This is a genomic window from Butyricicoccus sp. Marseille-Q5471 (genome assembly GCF_951230135.1).
Taxonomy (GTDB): domain Bacteria; phylum Bacillota; class Clostridia; order Oscillospirales; family Butyricicoccaceae; genus Agathobaculum.
The window spans coordinates 30016-48062 of record NZ_CATNVC010000001.1 but is presented as its reverse complement, the minus strand read 5'-3'; the positions used below and the strand labels follow the sequence as shown (position 1 = coordinate 48062).

Here is an 18047-nt window from a genome sequence, read left to right as displayed (position 1 = left end):
TGACAGTGGGATGTGTATGCTAAATCTATAAGATCAGCTGAGCGACGAAGCGCAGCTGAACAGTTTTGCGATGCGAGCAAGCGTTCAATGGTGCAGTGCGCCCTGAACGCTTTTTTATTTCCTCGGGACAGCTAAAAGAAAGGAGGGGAGAAGTAAAATGGAGCGTTCGGCATTAATTGACGAAATCATGCGGCGCGTCGAACCGCGTCTGGCGGAGCTGGAACAACCGCTGGACAACATGGGGCGCATCGAAAGCAAAGCGGTCACCCTTCGTGCAGTTAGACAGCTGCACGAACAGGGATGTATGTGCGTCAGCGTCCGGCGGGACGCACTGGTGACGCCGGAAGCGCAGGACTACCTTGCAGAAAAACGAATGACCGTACGGAGAGAATAGCAGAAAGAAGGGGTGAAGCATAAATGAAGCTAAAAACAAGGCTAAACGGCAAAACCTTTGAATTTCGCGACATTAAGGACGTGCTGGCCAAGGCCAATGAGCCCAAGTCAGCCGACCGCTTTCAGGGCATTGCAGCCGGTACAGTGACCGAGCGCGTTGCGGCCAAGGTGGTACTGAGTGAGCTGACCGTTGGAGATTTGACTGAAAACCCGACCATCCCCTATGAGCAGGACGAAGTTACCCGTGTCAACATTGACGGCCTGAACAAGCGCGCTTACGAGGCAAAAAAGAGCATGACGCTCGGCGAGCTGCGCGAGTGGATTCTCGACTATAACACAACGAGCGACGATTTGCAGCGTGCGTCCCGCGCCTTTACGGGCGAGGTGGTTGCAGGCGTGGCCAAGCTGATGAGCGCGATGGATCTGGTATACGGCGCGCGCAAGATACATAATGTGACCCGCTGCAACACGACCATCGGCATTCCGGGCACGCTGTCCTATCGCTGCCAGACCAACTCCTCAACCGACGATCCGGAGGGCATTCTCGTCGGCGTGATGGAGGGTGTGTCCTACGGCAGCGGCGATGCGTGCATCGGCATCAATCCGGTTGAGGATAATGTGGAGAGCACCCGCCGCATTGCAGATGCGATTTACGGCTTTATGGATAAGTTCAGCATCCCAACCCAGTGCGTCGTGCTGTCTCATATGACAACGCAGATGAAGGCGGTCGAGCAGGGTGCGCCGCTGCATATGATTTTCCAGTCGATTGCAGGCACGCAAACGGCAAACGAGAATTTCGGCGTGAACCGCAAGCTGGTGGAGGAGGCCTATCAGCTTGCGCTGTCTTATGCGCTGGGGGCAGGTCCAAACCTGCTGTATTTTGAAACCGGACAGGGTTCGGAGGTGTCCATCGGCGCGGATCACGGGGTCGACGAAATGACGCTCGAGGCGCGTACCTACGGATTTGGACGCTACTTCCGGCCGTTTATGGTCAACAATGTGTCGGGCTTTATCGGACCCGAAACACTTTATGACGGAAAGGAAATGATTCGCGCCAACTTGGAGGATCATTTTATGGGCAAGTTGATCGGCCTGCCGATGGGCATGGCGCCTTGCTACACCAACCACACCAGCATCGATCAAGAGGATCAGGAGATGGCGACCATGCTGCTGAACATGGCGGGTGCGAACTATTACATGGGTGTGCCGGTGGGCGACGACGTGATGCTCTCTTATCAGGATACCAGCTTCCACGATGATGTGGCGCTGCGTGAGCTGTCTGGGCGGCTGCCCGCGCCCGAATTCCACCGTTGGATGATCAAAATGGGTCTGATGGACGAGAAGGGTCGGCTGACTTCGCGCGCCGGCGACGGCTCGATCTTTATGAAGTGAGGAGGGGACGACGATGACGAACGATAATTTGACCGAACTGGTGGCACGTATCGTTGCTGAGGTAACGGCCAAGGAAGCGCCGTGCGCGTCCTCCGCCTGTGTTTCGGAAGGGGAAGTACCGGATTTGTCGGCAGTCGACTTTAAAACCGTGCTCGATGTACCGAACGCCGCCGATCCGGAGGAATATCTGCGCATGAAGGCGCGCACGGAAGCGCGTCTTGGCGTGTGGCGTGCAGGGCCGCGCTATCGAACCAAGACGGAACTGCGTTTTCGCGCTGATCATGCCGCCGCGATGGACGCGGTCTTTACCGACGTACCCGAGGAGCTGCTCGGGCGAATGGGACTGTTTACGGTCACGAGCAAATGCGCCTCCAAGGACGAATACCTGACCCGACCCGATCTGGGGCGGCAACTGGATGATGAAACCATCAAAATGCTGAGAGACAAGTGTACGATGAAGCCGCAGGTACAGGTCTTCGTGTCGGACGGCTTGTCTTCGACCGCGGTAGCGGCCAATCTCGTCGATATCCTGCCGGCAATTATGCAGGGTCTAAAAATGCATCAGGTACAGGCGGGTACGCCCTTTTTCTTAAAATACGGGCGCGTTGGGGCGATGGATGCCGTCACCGAGGCGCTGCAGGCCGAGGTCACCGTTGTTCTGCTCGGCGAACGTCCCGGCCTTGCGTCGGGCGAGTCGCTCAGCGCCTATATGACCTATGGCGGCTATGTCGGCATTCCCGAAGCCAATCGCACAGTGGTGTCCAACATTCATCGGGGTGGTACCAATCCGGCTGAAGCCGGTGCGCATATCGCCGATTTGGCCGCGCTGATGCTGAAGCAGAAGGCATCCGGTCTTGATTTGAAGTTATAAAATCAAATAGAAGAGAGTGAATCTGCAACAGTCGCGGAAACCCCGCCGTTTTGATGGTAACGGCGGGGTTTCGCGTTTGCAGATCAATAGAGAGCGGCATATAAAAACGGTGCGGCCAAAGGCCGCACCGTGATAGCGCTTAATTTACTTGGTGCCGAAAATACGGTCGCCTGCATCGCCCAGACCGGGGATGATATAGCCGTGCTCATTGAGCTTCTCGTCGATTGCGGCAACAAAGATATCCACATCCGGATGTGCATCCTGCACTGTCTTTACGCCTTCGGGCGCAGCAATCAGGTTCATCAGCTTGATGTGCTTGACACCGCGGCGCTTCAGGCTGTCAATCGCAGCAACAGCGGAACCGCCGGTTGCAAGCATCGGGTCGAGCAGTAGCACGTCACGATCCTGAATGTCGCTCGGCAGCTTGCAGTAGTATTCCACCGGATGCAGCGTCTCCGGATCGCGGTACAGACCGATATGACCGACCTTAGCGGCGGGAATCATCTCGAGCATACCTTCAATCATGCCGAGGCCTGCGCGCAGGATCGGAACAAGAGCAATCTTCTTGCCGGAGATGACCTTGACCTTGGCCTGAGCGACAGGGGTCTCGATGCTGATCTCCTTCAGCGGCAGATCGCGGGTGGCTTCATAACACATTAGCATGGCGATTTCAGCGGTCGCCTCGCGGAATTCCTTTACACCTGTGGTTTTGTCTCGCATCAGGCTGAGCTTGTGCTTGATCAGCGGATGATCCATTTCATGAACGGTTGCCATAATCATATCTCCTTCTATTTCTCAAGGTTTTCCTTGCAGCCCGGCCAGCCGCATTTGCTCGGCCTGTGGTTTGCGCAGGTACACGGCATCGAGCTGCTGGGGGGTGCAGGTTTCGCCCCGCAGAAATCGGGGCAGGGCGGCGGCGGCAACGCCGTAGCCCGTGGGCCAGCGCAGTTCGGGCGGCGCAAGCGTCAGCCCGGCGCATTGTTCTTTGAGTGTATTATAACACAAATCTGCGCCGTCTCCAACCAGAAATTGCGGAGTATTGCCGATTTCTTGGGCAAGCTCGGTTAATTTGACCGCGCGGTCATCGCACAGCCGGGTGATAATTCCATTTTCACAGGTGAACCGTGCGTTATAAACCTGTCCTGCTCGTGCGTCCATCACGCAGCAGAGACTACCGTGCAGTGCGTGCGCACCGTGCGCCATGGCTTCGAGTGTCGATACGCCGACACACGGCTTGTCCGTGCCGAGGGCAAGCCCCTTGACGGTCGCCACACCGATGCGGATGCCGGTAAACGAGCCAGGACCGGCCGCGACCGCAAAGCCATCCACCGAGGACAGCGCAATACCGCAGTTCGCCAGCAGGCTTTCTGCCATTGGCAGCAGGGTGCGGCTGTGCGTCAGTCCGCAGTTTTGGAAGGACTGCGCAATGAGCTTTTCACCGTCTGTCAATGCGACCGAGGCCGAAACGGCGGAGGATTCAAAGCTGAGAATTTTCAAGCGCCCACCTCCCTGCAAGTGATGATGCGGTCATTTTCGTCCGTGCCATAGGCAATGTGCACGGTTTTGTACTGCGCGGGCAGCAGGTCGCGTGCATTTTCGCTCCACTCAATGAGCACAATGCGGCTGCCGTCCAAATACTCATCGAAACCGATTTCAAACAGCGCTTCACTGTCCAGAATGCGGTAAAGGTCAAAGTGGACGACGGCACCGCCCGGCGTTTGGTATTCGTTTGCAATCGCGAAGGTCGGACTGGTGACGCGGCCTTCATAGCCAAGTCCGTGCAGTACGCCGCGCGAAAACGCGGTTTTGCCTGCGCCAAGGTCGCCTGAAAAAGCGACAACATCGCCCGGCACAAGGGTTTTGGCATATTCTGCGCCAAAGGCCTCGGTCTGCTCGGGCGAATGGGTTATCTGTTCCATAAAGGAGCCTCTTTCCCTGAAAATTACCCTCCTATCATACCACGCGGCGCGGCAGATGACAAGGTTTACAGCTGCACGGTCTTAGTGGCAATGCGGTCGCAGAAGGCGCGGTCGTGCTCAACGAAGAGCAGTGTGGGGCGAAAACGCTCTAACAGCTGCTCAATTTGCATGCGAGAGAGTATGTCGATGAAGTTGAGCGGCTCGTCCCAGACGTAGAGGTGGGCGCGCTCGCACAGGCTGCGGGCGATGAGAACCTTCTTTTTCTGTCCTGCGCTGAAAGCGGACATGTCCTTTTCAAACTGGGTGCGTGAAAAGTCCAGCTTGCGTAAAATGGCGAGGAACAGGCTACAATCGATGCCGCACTGCTCTGCATATTCCGCAAGCCTGCCGGACAAAAACGAAGCATCCTGCGGCACATAGGAAATGGAAAGTCCACTTCCTCGTTGAAACTGCCCCTCAAACGGAATGTCCTGTCCGAGGATCAGCTTGAGCAGACTCGATTTGCCGCTACCGTTCGCGCCGGTCAGAGCGACACGTTCCCCGCGGCGGAGGTCAAACGAGACCTTTTCACATACGGGCTGCTCGCCGTACCGGATGGAAACATCGCGTAGCAGCAGCAGTCGGTCGGCATGATAGGTCAGGGGCGAAAGCCTAAGGGCATCCGCCGTTTCGATGTTGTGCAGCAAATCGGCCTTTTCCTCCGCCGCGTTGATGCGTCGCGCTTCGATGGATTTGGAACGCTGCATCATTTTTGCCGCCTTGTGGCCGATATAGCCGCGGTCGGGCCGCAGACCGGAATTACGCATATGCTTGCTCTGCTCGGTCTTGTCCGACCAGTCGGCGGCGCGTCGGGCGGCATCATCCAGACGGGCAATGTCCCGCTTGAGGCGGTCGTTCTGCTCCTGCTCAAACTGATCCTGCCGCCGTTTGTTTTCCCACCAAGAGGAGAAGTTGCCCTGTTGAAGCTCGATACTGCTTTTGTTAATCGAAAGGATGTGGTCGATACAGCCGTCGAGTAAGGCACGGTCGTGCGAAACAAGCAGAAAACCGCTTTTGGAGTGCAGATAGTCGGCGACAAGCGTGCGAGACTCCAAGTCCAGATGGTTGGTCGGCTCGTCGATCAGCAGAAAACGATTGTCGCGCGAAAACAGCAGCGCAAGGAGCAGCTTTACCTGCTCGCCGCCCGAAAGCGTGTCATAGGGGCGGTAGAGCAGCTCGTCGGAGAGCTTTAGCTTGTGCATTTCCCGAGCGAGCCGCCAGTATTCATAATCGGGAGAAATGGCTTCGACCGCATCAAACGCGCTGCGCGAAGGGTCGGAGATGGAAAAGGGAAAATAATCAAAGGCGACCGAGGAGGAAATGCTGCCGCGGTGCTCGTATTTTCCGAGCAGCAGGTTTAAAAAGGTCGTTTTGCCGCGGCCGTTGCGTCCGGTCAAACCGAGTCGCCAGTCGGTATCAAGCCGCAGGCTGACGTCTTCAAAAATGGTGTCGGAGTTGCCGTCATAGCAGAAGGTAAGGTTTGATATTTGGATGATAGACATTAGGATGCACCCCCTATTAGCACATAAAAAGGGCTGCAAGAATGTTCATCCTTGCAGCCCAAAGAACAGGGGAGGAAACCCCGGTTTAAGGAGGCGGCGGAATGAAACAGGCTTTCTTGCAGGTCGGCACAACAAAACAGACGGGCAGTGCCGTCCTTTTCGTGCCGAACACGTTCTTGCAAGAAAGCTTATCTCATCTTTTCACCTCAAAACTTCATTTTTATGAGGACAGTATAACGCTATCGGGCGTAAATGTCAACCATAGAGCGGTCATGTAAAACTGCAACGGCTATGTAGATGAGGGACGGGGGTGGTGGCCGTGCAAACGGCATATGTCCAAATCCTCTGCACAAAGAAAGGCCGTCCCCAAGGAGGGACGGCCTTTTGATGAGAGTATTTTAAAACAGACCGACGATTTTACCGTTTTCGGCAACATCAATGTTTTCGGCGGCCGGAACCTTGGGCAGACCGGGCATGGTCATAATTGCACCCGTCTCGACGACGACAAAGCCTGCGCCCGCGGCAAGACGCGCCGAGCGGACGTTGACAATGAACTCGGTCGGACGACCGAGCAGCGCCGGATCATCGGACAGCGAGTACTGGGTTTTGGCGATGCACACCGGCAGCGCGCCGTAGCCCATCTCGGTGATGCTTTGCAGCTCCTTCTGTGCGGCGGGAGCGATGGAAACGCCCAGAGCGCCGTAAATCGACTTGGCGATTTTGCGGATTTTATCCTCAAGCGGGAGCGTATCCTCGTAAAGCATATGGAAATCAGCTGTGTTCTCATCCAATACGGCGAGTACCTCGTTTGCAAGTGCGCGACCGCCCTCGCCGCCCATGGCGAACACTTCGCTGAGCGCTACGCGCACGCCGCGCTCCGCGCAGTGCTGACCGATAAATTCCATCTCCTCGGCCGTGTCAGACGGGAAGGCGTTGATGGCGACCACACAGGGAACACCAAACTTTGCAATATTGTCCAGATGTGCGTCAAGGTTGCAGATGCCGCGGGAAAGTGCCTGCAGATCCGGTGCGTTCAGCTCAGCCTTGGGCACGCCGCCGTTGTACTTGAGTGCACGAACGGTCGCGACCAGTACGACGCAGTCCGGACTGATACCTGCTTTGCGGCACTTGATGTCCATAAATTTCTCCGCGCCGAGATCGGCGCCGAAGCCAGCTTCGGTGATTGCAATATCGGACAGCTTGAGCGCCAGACGGGTCGCCTGCACGCTGTTGCAGCCGTGGGCGATGTTGGCAAAGGGGCCGCCGTGCATCAGGCAGGGCGTGCCTTCGAGCGTCTGCACGAGGTTTGGCTTGATTGCGTCACGCATCAGCGCAGTCATGGCGCCCTCGGCATGCAGGTCGCGCGCATAAATCGGCTTTCCTGAATAGGAGTAGGCGACCAGAATGTCACCGAACCGCTTTTTCAGATCGTTTAAATCGGACGCAAGGCATAGGATGGCCATGACTTCGCTTGCAACCGTAATCATGAAGTGATCCTCGCGCGGCACACCGTTCATCTTGCCACCAAGGCCGATGGTGATGTTGCGCAGCGCACGGTCGTTCATGTCCATCACGCGGGTAAAGATGATGCGGCGTGGGTCAATGTTCAGTAGATTGCCCTGCTGCATGTGATTGTCCAGCATGGCGCAGAGCAGGTTGTTTGCTGCGGTGATGGCGTGCATATCACCGGTGAAATGGAGGTTGATGTCCTCCATCGGCACGACCTGCGCATAACCGCCGCCGGCTGCGCCACCCTTGACGCCGAAAACCGGGCCGAGCGAAGGCTCTCGCAGTGCAATCATTGCCTTTTTGCCGAGCTTTGCCATGGCCTGACCCAGACCGACCGTGGTCGTGGTCTTGCCCTCGCCGGCAGGGGTGGGGTTGATAGCGGTGACGAGAACAAGCTTGCCGTCTTCATTTGCCGCAGCTTTTTGCATGACCTCGGCCGACAGCTTGGCCTTGTATCGGCCATACAGCTCCAGATCCTCCGCGGAAAGTCCGGCAGCCTCAGCAACCTCGACAATCGGACGCATTTGACAGGCCTGCGCGATTTCGATATCGGATAACATACATACTCCTCCTGAATGAAACAAAACAATAGTATCATTATAGCATATTCTGCACAGCTTTCCAGAACAGACGAGAAAAAATTTGCTGAAATTTGACCTCGCCAAGCGTATCTCGTTGTGGTATGATATAAAACAAGACTGACAATCCGAAAAAGGAGGAATACCGACGATGCATGCACTGAAAGCCGCCAGACATTATCTGAAAAATACAGATTTTTATCTGCTGGGTCTGGCACTGCTTTGCTCGGTTTACGGCATGATCCTCGTCCACTCGGCGACCATGACGACGGGATCGAGCCGCTATATCATCATTCAGGCGGCAGCGACCGGTATCGGCCTTGTTGCTTATGTCATCATGTCGCTGATTGATTTAGAAATGATGAGCAAGTGGTGGAAGGTTTTTGTTATCATTAATATTGTGCTGCAGTGCCTGCTGATTCCATTTGGCGATGAGCGCGGCGGTCAGCGCAACTGGATTGATCTCGGCGCGTTTAGTTTACAGCCGGGCGAACTGGGCAAGCTGTTATTTGTATTCACCTTTGCCGCGCATCTTTCCGAGGTGCGCGGACAAATCAGTGAGCTGCGCGGCCTACTGCCGCTGTTTGGACACGTAGGGCTGCTGATGCTGGTGATTGAGCTGACCTCTAAGGACAGCGGCATGGCGATTGCCTATTTTATGATGGCGCTGGTTATGATGTTTGCCGCAGGACTGTCACTCAAGTGGTTGGGTGCGGGCGTGGGTGTCGCGCTGCTCAGCATCCCGATCTTATGGAACTTCGTGCTGCGCGATTATCAGAAAAATCGCATTTTGGTGCTGCTGGATCCTTCAATCGACCCGCAGACGGCATACCAGACCACACAGAGCAAGACGGCGATTGGGTCGGGTTTGATGAGCGGGCAGGGGATCGGCAACGGTGCAATGACGCAGATGAATCTGTTGCCGGAAAAACGAACCGATATGATTTTTTCAGTCGCGGGCGAGGAGCTTGGCTTTATCGGCAGCCTTCTGATTGTCCTGCTGCTGGGACTGCTGATTGCACGGTTGTTTTACATCGGATATCGTGCCTCGACCACGTTTTCGGCCATGATGGCGATTGGTATCGGCGGCATGTTCTTATTTCAGACGTTTATGAATATTTTTATGTGTATTGGTTTGCTGCCTATTATGGGATTGACGCTGCCGCTGTTCTCCTATGGCGGTACTTCAGTCGTGACGATGTATGCAGCACTCGGCATTGCCGCAGGCGTGCGGATGCGTGAAAAGCCATCTTGGCTGCAATAACAAGAGGGGGAAATTAAATTTATGCTACTTGTGCTCCTGGGATATCTGCTGCTTGTTGTCGGCGTCGTCGTTTTTTCGGCGCAGCTTGGCAATTATGTAAATCTTTTGGATCAGAAAACGTCGTTGGCCTCCGCCTTTATCGGCGGCGTGCTGCTGGCGGCTGTCACCAGTCTGCCTGAACTGTTCACAAGCCTGACTTCGGTTTTGGCGGTGGGCAAGCCTGCCCTTGTAATCGGTAACATACTGGGCAGCAATGTGTTTAATCTGTTCGTGATGGGTTTTGTCTTCCTGTTATACTGGAAGGGACTGCGATCGGCATACCTGACGGGAAGCCATCGTGTAACCGCGATTTCATCACTCGTTATTTACGGGATTCTTCTATTCTCGCTCTGGTCGGGCAAGACGTTCTTTTTCTACGGCGTATCACTCATTTCAATCGTGATTTTTCTGCTGTACGCGTTCAGCCTGCGCGCGATGTCCGGGGATGAGGACACGGGCGACAAGGAATCCGCATCGCCGCTGTCCGTCAAACAAATCGTGACGCGCTTTGTGTTTTATGCGGTGCTTCTCGTGATTACGAGCATTCTCATCACCTACGCATCTGATTATTTGGGCGAATCGCTCGGACTCGGTACAACGCTTGCCGGTGCGTTGCTGCTTGGCATCGTGACCAGTCTGCCCGAGATGATTTCGTGCTTTGTACTTGCGCGGATGAATAATTTTAACGCGATTGCAGGTAATATTCTCGGCAGCTGCCTGTTTAACTTTGCGATTTTCTTGGTCGCCGATCTTGCATACTGGAACCGTAATTTGTATGTGTATGACCGACAGGCCGGACTGATGCTGATTTTGGGCGCAGTGGGTATGCTCGCATCGCTCTTCTTGTGTTTTATACTCGGCAAAAAGAGAGAGAATCGCCCGGTTGGATCTGCAATGCTGCTTTCGGCCGTGCCGGTAGCGTGCTATATTGCATTTGTATTTCTCAGCGCCTGAGTGAAGAGAATAAAGCAAGCCCCCGGCTTTTGCCGGGGGCTTGCTTTATGGTTTACCAGATAGAAACGCGTTGTGCGGGATCAAGCCACATACCATCGCTTTCGGTGATACCAAAGCTCTCATAGAACGGTGCGCAGCTTTGCAGCACGCGGTTGACGCGCAGTTTCTCAGGTGCGTGAATATCTAATTGTGCAAGATAGGTGCGTCCATCGCGCGTAGAAACGCTGCTCCAAGTGCGTGCGACGGATTCATAAAGCGTTTTATAGTCGGGATTTTTCTCGCGGGATACGATTTCTGTTATGCAGGCGACAGCGCCGAGGTCGGCGATGTTTTCGGAAAGCGTGAGTGCGCCGGAGCAGGTAATGCCGGGCGCAGCTTCCATGCCGTCGTAATAGGTGATGACCTTACTGCACAGCTTTTGAAATGCCGCGTAGTCTTCCGCAGTCCACCAATCGGCGGCATTGCCGTTTTTATCATACTTGGCGCCGTTGTTATCAAACGCATGCGTGATTTCGTGGGCGATGACGTACCCGATAGAGCCGAGATTTTGTTCGCGCGAAGCGTTGACATCATACATCGGCGGCTGAAGAATAGCGGCGGGGAAGACGATTTCGTTAAACGGAGGAACGTAACAGGCATTGACCGTAAACACGCTCATTGCCCAAGTGCTCTTGTCCACCGGCTCGTTCTGCCATTTCACATAAATATTGCGGGAGGCACGGCTCAGTGAGACCATGTTGTCTAAATAGCTGCCGCCCTCAGATGCGGTTTTGAGATCGGTATTATCATAATAGGTGGTCCACGAATCCGGATAGCCAACCTTGACATTCAGTGCGCTGAGTTTTTCGATGGCCTTTTGCTTGGTCGTCTCCGTCATCCAGTCTAGCTTTGCGATGCGCTCCTTGTAGACTGCAATCATGTCCTGCACCATGTCCTCTACATCGGCCTTGGCCTTGGCGGTAAAGTGGCGCTTGACATAGGCTTCGCCCAGATAATCCCCGAGCGAATACTGGACGATTTGCGCGGCATATTCCTCGTCTGTCATTGTGCCTGTCGTGCCGACAAAATCCTGCTGATAGGTCTCGGCTGCGGTTTGGAAATCACGGCTGAGCATGTTGCCGAAGCTGCCCAGAAGATTCAGGCGCGCAACGGTTTTCAGCGTGTCCAAATCGGCATTGCCAAACAGCACGGCATTTGCCTGCAACAGGCCTTTATCGGTGACGATGATATGGTCGGAGGACTGCAGGCCGGTGGTCGCGTAGACGGCGCTCAAATCGATGGAGGGGAACAGGTCGCGCAGCTGCTGCATGGTGAATAGGTTGTAGGTTTTATCCACGTCCCCATAATCTTGCTGGTCGAGCATGCTCACGGAAAGCTGCTTTTCCACCGACCAGAAGCGCGCTGCCTGCGCAGCGGCGTCGGAATATCCGCCAAGTTGGAACAGGGTGGTGATATATTTGATATATGCATCCTTCTGCTTGCCGCTGTCGGCCGCATAGATATCCTTGGTCAGCGAGGGGGACAGGCCGCTGAACGTAACCGAATATCGCGTGCTGTCCTTGGCGTCAATGGAAAGACCGAAACCGAGAAACAACGAGGTTGCATACTCGTTGGATAGCTTTTGATCCACAGCCATCAAATCATCAAGAGATTGCGCGGCATCGATCGCCTCTAAATAGGGCTTGATGGGGGAGATGCCTGCCTTATTACGCGCATCCCAGTCAAGATAGTTGGTGTAAAGCGTTTTGATTTTCTCTTCGCCCGACCCCTTGGCCGGCGTACCGGAGACAATTTCCTTAATGATTGCTGCGATATCTGCATTGGCCGCATCCATCTTGTCGTACAGTGTGCCGCCAATCATGCGGCCCGGCTTAATAATACCGGTTGCCAAATCGGTTTTGTTAATCGCGGCATAAAAATCATCTTTTGCGTTGGTGCCTTCCAGCGCAAACACACGGTCAATGAAGAGGTTCATCTGCTCTTCGGTTACAAATTCACTGGGCGAGAAGGTGGTGGCCGACGTGCCCGCGACAATGCCGGTATCCAGTACGTTTTGCAGTTCGGTCTTCGCCCAGTTGGACAGATCGGTAAAATTAGAGGCGGGATAGGCCAGCCGTGCGTTTTCACCCGTCGGCTTGGCAAGCTCGCCAAAGGCGCGCGACAGCATAACAAGCGCTTCCGCGCGGGTCACAGGCTCATTGCCGCGCAGACTACCGTCAGGATCTCCGTGCATGATATCGCTCGCCTGCACACCGGGGTGGTAATCGTCTGCTGCCGAGAGCAGCATGGCACACACTTCCGCACGTGTGGCGGGATCTTCTGCTGCAAACGCATACGGCAGAGAGGTGCAGGTGATGGCCGCCGCAAGCAGCGCGGCAAGTAATCGTTTTTTCAAATCTCGTTCCTCCTTTATTGTACCAATAACATAATACAACAATACATGCATAGGCGGGGAAAGTCAAGAAAAATAAATTGTACATATTGTCTATATACAATATAATCCTGAAAAGCATAGATGTCAATCGAAAATGAAGTTTTAAAATACAAAAATGGGTTCGATGTAACAGAAACGTAAAATCTGTTCATTGTGCGGGCGCTTTACAATCAAAATTCATAGTGCTACAATGGTTTCAGAACCACCATTTGGGTGGAAATCAAGGAGGATAAGAGTTTATGAAAAGAATGATCAAGATCCTGACAGCGACGGCTTTGGCCGTCTCTGCACTGGTCGTATCGTCTTCTGCGGCGAGTTTCGACCACTGCGCAGACGCGCTCAAAACACTTGGCCTGTTTCAGGGAACGGCGCAGGGCTACGAGCTCGACCGTGCACCGACCCGCGGCGAAGCGGCTACCATGCTGGTGCGTCTGCTGGGCAAAGAAGCGGAGGCAAAGGCACTTACTTATTCCGCGCCCTTCACCGATTTGGATGACTGGCAGAAGCCGTACGTGCAGTATTTGTACGAAAACAAGCTGACCAACGGCGCGTCGGAAACGACCTTTGAGCCGGAGGATAAGTGCTCGGCGCAGATGTATTCCGCCTTCCTGATGCGCGCGCTTGGCTACAGCGAGACATCCGGCGACTTTACCTATGACAAGGTAATTGACAAGGCTAAGGAAATCGGTCTGGCTGACATGGCAAACTGCAATGAGACCAATTTTCTGCGTGACAACGTTGCGGCGATGAGCTATACCGCACTGGCAGTTGCACCGAAGGACAAGACGGCCGATACCCTGCTCGACAAGCTGGTTGCAGGCGGCGCGGTTGACAAGACGGCTGCGGCTTCGACGCAGAAGGCATTTCAGGATTACAAGGATTATCTTGCTGTCAGCGAAACGCTGAGCAAGGAAACCAAGATGGACATGTCGGCCGATGTCAGCGCCAACGTCAAGATGAACGGCGCAAATGCGATGACCATGACAATGCCGATGAGCATTAAAATGGACATGAACATGGCTGACATGGATAAGTCCGTTATGGCGATGGCTACCACCGCGAAGGTTGTCATGGATAAGGCCCTCATCGGAGAAGGCCAGCCGAACGAAATGGAAATGAAGCTGGAATACTTCTACACGAATGGCGTGTACTACATGTCGATGGACGGCGAGAAAATCAAGATGCCGATGTCCTTCAAGGAGATTCAGAATCAGATCGGCACACTGACCACCTCGAGCAGCGAGCCGCTGAGCCTGATTAAGTCAATCAGCAAATCGGGCAATGTTTATACCGTAAGCTATGAGATGAGCGCTATGAACGGCATGATTCAGAACGTGCTGCAGTCGATGGGCATGGATTCCGCTGCGCTGGGCGTTGACCTGCAGCTGGGCGACGTAACGGCCAAGATGACCGTTGAAAACGGCAAGATTACCACGATGGACATGAGCATGGCAATGAAAATGTCCGCAGAAGGCCAGAGCATGGACATGGACATGACCTTGAAGTGCAAGGTGAACGCAACGGGCGACAGCGTCAAGATTACCCTGCCGACCGATTTGGATACCTACAAGGATATGGAAGAACTGCTTGCAAGCAGCGAAGCCACTCCCGCAGCCTAAGCATTAGAGCAAAAGAACCGGAACGCTGTTCCGGTTCTTTTTTTGTTATTTTGCGTCTTCCAGTTCGTCGATCAGGGCGCGCAGCTTCTGGGCAGAGCTCTGTAGCTGCTCCAACTCTTCATAAGAAAGCGGAATGTCGAGTACGGATTCCACACCGTTTCGCCCGACGACTGCCGGCAGACCGAGACAGAGATTGTCAACGCCGTAATGCCCTGAGATGAGCGAAGAAACGGGAAGCACGGAGTGTTCATCCCGCACGATGGCTTCTGCGATACGGCGCACCGCAAGGCCAATGCCGTAATAGGTTGCGCCCTTACCGTCAATAATGGAATAGGCGGCGTCGCGCACGTTTTCATAAATGCGCTGCATTGCACCGAAGGAATAGTCCTTGTCCGAAATGCGGCAGAAATCCTCCAAATCAACGCCTGAAACATTCGCGCTCGACCAGACGGCAAGCTCGCTGTCGCCGTGTTCACCGATGATGAAGGCATGAACATTGCGGCTGTCAACGCTCAGGTGCTGACCGACCAGATATTTCAGTCGAGCGGTATCCAGCACAGTGCCCGAGCCGATGACACGGCCGACCGGCAGGCCGGACAGCTTTTGCGCCATGTAGGTCAGCACATCGACCGGATTGGATACAATAAGCAGAATGGCATATTTATTGACTGCCATGATGCTTTCGATGATAGATTTCATAATGACACGGTTGCGCCCGAGCAGCTCAACCCGTGTTTCGCCCGGCTTTTGGTTCGCGCCGGCTGCGATGACAATCAAACCGCATTCGCTCAAATCGCGGTAATCGCCTGCGCGTACAAAACAGGGCTTGGAAAAGGAAATGCCGTGGTTAATGTCGGCCGCTTCCGCTTCAGCTTTCTTTGTGTTCATATCGACAAGCGTGACCTCGGAAAACAGACCGCTTGTAGCAAGCGTGAAGGCTGATGTCGCACCGACAAAGCCAACGCCAATCACGCCGCATTTTTGCATACTCACCATAATTGTACTCCTTTGCAATGTATGAATTCAGGACGTACTTAGTATGTCTCATTTGCTGCGGAAAGTCTACAAAAAAACTGTTAATACCTGCCTGCTGTTGGCAAAGGACGGGATTTGTGGTATGATGTTTTTAACACAGCAAAGGAGAAATTTTCACATGAATCATATGTTTCGAATAACCGCAGCCGGCCTTGCACTGACCGCGGCGCTGACTGCATCCGCCTTTGCCGCAGATTTTACGGCAAGCGCAGATCATCTCAAGGAATTAGGCCTGTTCCGGGGGACGGATCAAGGTTATGAACTCGATCGCGCGCCGACCCGCGCGGAAGCGGCCGCGATGCTCGTGCGTCTGCTCGGAAAAGAGGAAGAAGCACAGAAACTGGCGTATGATGCGCCCTTCACCGATTTGCAAAGTTGGGAAAAACCCTATGTGCAGTATCTGTATCAGAACGGCTTGACCACAGGAGCGACTGCAACAGCGTTTGAGCCGGATGAAGCCTGTACCGCGCAGATGTATGGTGCGTTTGTGCTGCGTGCGCTCGGCTATACCGAAACGGCCGGTGATTTTACTTATGAAAAAGCGGTTGATTTTGCAAAAAAAACCGGCGTGTACGACTCGATGACTGTGAATCCTGCGCATTTCCTGCGCGACCATGTGGTTGCAGCAAGCTATACGGCGCTGGCGCTTTCGCCCAAGGGCGAGGAGGGCACGCTGCTTGATGCGCTGGTGCAGGACGGTGCGGTGTCGTCGGACGCTGCCGCTGCCTCAGACAAGCTGATGCAGGTTTATAATCAGTACCGCAAAGCGACGGTAGGCATGGACGCGTTGCAGCGACTGGCGGTTCAGCACGAATTGACGCTTACCACAAAAAGCATGACGATGAAGAGCAGTGAAACCACGCGACTGGATCTCGCTGCACCCGCACTGCTGACCAATCGCGTCATTACACTGTCTGCGGAGGGAATCGAGGATAAAACATTTTCTGCGGAGTCCTATGTGGCAAATGGAGTGCAATACCTCAAGCAGAACGGGCAGAAAACGCGCAAACAGCTCACGGATGCAGAGCTTGGACAGCTGACGGAGGGGTTTGCCCGTGTTCCGCTGGCGCTGATTGATCACATGACGGTTTCGGGCAGCACCTACACCATTACCTATAATACGGCGGGACTCAATCGCCTTGGTACTGCGTTGGATGCAGCGGCAAGTGCGGTTGGCAGTTTGGAGGATGCAGCATTCTCCGGTCTTACGGTGCAGCAGACTGCGTCGAACGGCCGTATTGCCGCGCAGGAGCTTCGGATGCAGTTTGACGCGGACGGCTTGACCGGTTCTCTGACAAGCAGCATGAAGCTGACCGGTGTGGATGGGCAGGTAACCATGACTGCTCCTGCCGATTTGGATTCCTATGCGCTGATTTCCTAAGGAACCTTTTTCGCTTCGCTGCGTCTAATCAGGAAGAATAGAACAAGGGAGGAAATCTTATGACAAAGAAATTGCTGGCGGCCGCGCTGACTGCGGCGATTCTGTGCACAGGTGCACCGGTTTACGCAGCCGAACCGCTCGAGGCGGAGGTTGTGCAGAATGCGCACGCGCCTTATGCGCTCGGCGAGTTTGCCACGGTGATTGAAATGACAGCCAAATCAGGAATGTATTCCGAAATGACCGTCAAAACCGATACCTATGATAAGGTAGTGCTGCATTTTTCGGAAAACACGCTGCTGATGGATACCAAGACCGGTTATCAGACGTCCGAGACGGACATTAAGGCGGGTGGTAAGGTCTATGTGTATTACGGAGAAACGCTTGCACTCAGCGAGCCGCCGCAGGTGGATGCGCTGGCGGTGTTGGTCAATCTGGATGAGGCACATGCGCCTGCTCATCTGCTGACCGCCGAGCAGGTACAGTACAACACAGACGGCTCGTTAACGGTGACAAGTGAAGCCGGCTCGGTTGTGGTTACGCTGCCGGCCGATGTGACGGTCACACCTCTGGCGACCCGTCAGGTGGCATCGCTTCGCGATATCCATGTGGGCACACGCTTTTTTGCTTGGTACGATGTGGTTGCGATGAGCATGCCGGGGCAGGCGACGGCAGATAAGGTCGTCATTCCGCCGCAGGAGAATTATGACCTGACCCTGATTAAAGAAGGCGATATCGCTTTCGCACAGGGGCGTGTGGAATCCGGCGTTGCGATGGTGCCGCTGCGTAAGGTTGCAGAGGCGCTGGGCTTTACCGTCACTTGGAACGGCGAAGAGGAGAGTGCGCATCTGACCAACGGCAAGGTGCAGACAACGATATTCATCGGCGAAGACAGCTACTTTATGGCCAGCGCACAGGCGATTGGCATGAGTGCACCGCAGTCCCTTGGCGCGGCGGCTTATGAAGTAAACGGTACGAGCTGGGCGCCGGCGGAGCTGTTTACACTGCTGCTTGGGCAGGATGCTGTGCAGCTGATGGGAGAAACTTTGTATTTCGGCGGCGTGATGCAGCTGATGGACAACAGTGCTTCGTAACTGATGCACTGTCAAAATGGCATAGAA

The 18047-nt window shown here is 54.5% G+C and carries 16 protein-coding genes; 9 read left to right on the top strand and 7 right to left on the bottom strand.

The window, feature by feature from the left end:
• Positions 1–157 precede the first annotated feature (157 nt).
• Genes QOX26_RS00225 through eutC form a run of 3 tightly spaced genes read left to right on the top strand, consistent with a single transcriptional unit; the run spans position 158 to position 2656 of the window.
• Complete coding sequence (locus QOX26_RS00225; RefSeq protein WP_283672875.1) at positions 158–394, top strand: hypothetical protein; 237 nt, start codon at positions 158–160, stop codon at positions 392–394.
• Positions 395–417: 23 nt separating this feature from the next.
• On the top strand, positions 418–1785 hold the full coding sequence (locus QOX26_RS00220) for an ethanolamine ammonia-lyase subunit EutB (protein WP_283672874.1): 1368 nt from the start codon (positions 418–420) through the stop codon (positions 1783–1785).
• A gap of 13 nt (positions 1786–1798) precedes the next feature.
• Entirely contained in the window at positions 1799–2656 is an 858-nt protein-coding gene (gene eutC, locus QOX26_RS00215; RefSeq protein WP_283672873.1) for an ethanolamine ammonia-lyase subunit EutC, read from the top strand.
• Between the two features lie 144 nt (positions 2657–2800).
• On the opposite strand, the gene upp is transcribed toward eutC, so the two are convergent.
• The 4 genes from upp to abc-f form a co-directional block, all read right to left on the bottom strand.
• Complete coding sequence (gene upp / locus QOX26_RS00210) at positions 2801–3430, bottom strand: uracil phosphoribosyltransferase (protein ID WP_283672872.1); 630 nt, start codon at positions 3428–3430, stop codon at positions 2801–2803.
• Positions 3431–3451: 21 nt separating this feature from the next.
• On the bottom strand, positions 3452–4153 hold the full coding sequence (tsaB, locus tag QOX26_RS00205; RefSeq protein WP_283672871.1) for a tRNA (adenosine(37)-N6)-threonylcarbamoyltransferase complex dimerization subunit type 1 TsaB: 702 nt from the start codon (positions 4151–4153) through the stop codon (positions 3452–3454).
• Positions 4150–4575, bottom strand: coding sequence for a tRNA (adenosine(37)-N6)-threonylcarbamoyltransferase complex ATPase subunit type 1 TsaE (gene tsaE / locus QOX26_RS00200; RefSeq protein WP_283672870.1), 426 nt, complete (start codon positions 4573–4575; stop codon positions 4150–4152). Before tsaE ends, tsaB begins: the two co-directional genes overlap by 4 nt.
• Before the next feature lie 65 nt (positions 4576–4640).
• Entirely contained in the window at positions 4641–6116 is a 1476-nt protein-coding gene (abc-f, locus tag QOX26_RS00195) for a ribosomal protection-like ABC-F family protein (RefSeq protein ID WP_283672869.1), read from the bottom strand.
• A gap of 101 nt (positions 6117–6217) precedes the next feature.
• Here abc-f and QOX26_RS00190 point away from each other — a divergent pair, with 101 nt between their 5' ends.
• The gene (locus QOX26_RS00190) at positions 6218–6394 is read left to right on the top strand and encodes a hypothetical protein (protein ID WP_283672868.1); all 177 of its coding nucleotides are present in this window, start codon (positions 6218–6220) and stop codon (positions 6392–6394) included.
• Positions 6395–6514: 120 nt separating this feature from the next.
• On the opposite strand, the gene QOX26_RS00185 is transcribed toward QOX26_RS00190, so the two are convergent.
• Positions 6515–8185: a formate--tetrahydrofolate ligase gene (locus QOX26_RS00185; RefSeq protein ID WP_283672867.1), complete on the bottom strand. Its 1671-nt coding sequence runs from the start codon at positions 8183–8185 to the stop codon at positions 6515–6517.
• A 169-nt stretch (positions 8186–8354) separates the two neighbouring features.
• On the opposite strand from QOX26_RS00185, the gene QOX26_RS00180 reads away from it, so the two are divergent.
• Together QOX26_RS00180 and QOX26_RS00175 are read left to right on the top strand one after the other, a co-directional pair.
• Positions 8355–9467: an FtsW/RodA/SpoVE family cell cycle protein gene (locus tag QOX26_RS00180; RefSeq protein WP_283672866.1), complete on the top strand. Its 1113-nt coding sequence runs from the start codon at positions 8355–8357 to the stop codon at positions 9465–9467.
• Between the two features lie 21 nt (positions 9468–9488).
• The gene (locus QOX26_RS00175) at positions 9489–10460 is read left to right on the top strand and encodes a sodium:calcium antiporter (RefSeq protein ID WP_283672865.1); all 972 of its coding nucleotides are present in this window, start codon (positions 9489–9491) and stop codon (positions 10458–10460) included.
• Between the two features lie 52 nt (positions 10461–10512).
• Here QOX26_RS00175 and QOX26_RS00170 read toward each other — a convergent pair whose 3' ends face one another.
• The gene (locus tag QOX26_RS00170) at positions 10513–12855 is read right to left on the bottom strand and encodes a M13-type metalloendopeptidase (protein WP_283672864.1); all 2343 of its coding nucleotides are present in this window, start codon (positions 12853–12855) and stop codon (positions 10513–10515) included.
• Between the two features lie 278 nt (positions 12856–13133).
• Between QOX26_RS00170 and QOX26_RS00165 the strand changes: the two genes are divergently transcribed.
• Positions 13134–14513, top strand: coding sequence for an S-layer homology domain-containing protein (locus QOX26_RS00165; protein ID WP_283672863.1), 1380 nt, complete (start codon positions 13134–13136; stop codon positions 14511–14513).
• Positions 14514–14558: 45 nt separating this feature from the next.
• Here the strand turns inward: QOX26_RS00165 and QOX26_RS00160 are convergent, their stop codons facing one another.
• The gene (locus QOX26_RS00160) at positions 14559–15509 is read right to left on the bottom strand and encodes an L-lactate dehydrogenase (protein WP_283672862.1); all 951 of its coding nucleotides are present in this window, start codon (positions 15507–15509) and stop codon (positions 14559–14561) included.
• 157 nt (positions 15510–15666) lie between these two features.
• Here QOX26_RS00160 and QOX26_RS00155 point away from each other — a divergent pair, with 157 nt between their 5' ends.
• Together QOX26_RS00155 and QOX26_RS00150 are read left to right on the top strand one after the other, a co-directional pair.
• Complete coding sequence (locus QOX26_RS00155; protein ID WP_283672861.1) at positions 15667–16929, top strand: S-layer homology domain-containing protein; 1263 nt, start codon at positions 15667–15669, stop codon at positions 16927–16929.
• 59 nt (positions 16930–16988) lie between these two features.
• The gene (locus tag QOX26_RS00150; RefSeq protein WP_283672860.1) at positions 16989–18020 is read left to right on the top strand and encodes a copper amine oxidase N-terminal domain-containing protein; all 1032 of its coding nucleotides are present in this window, start codon (positions 16989–16991) and stop codon (positions 18018–18020) included.
• Positions 18021–18047: the final 27 nt, after the last annotated feature.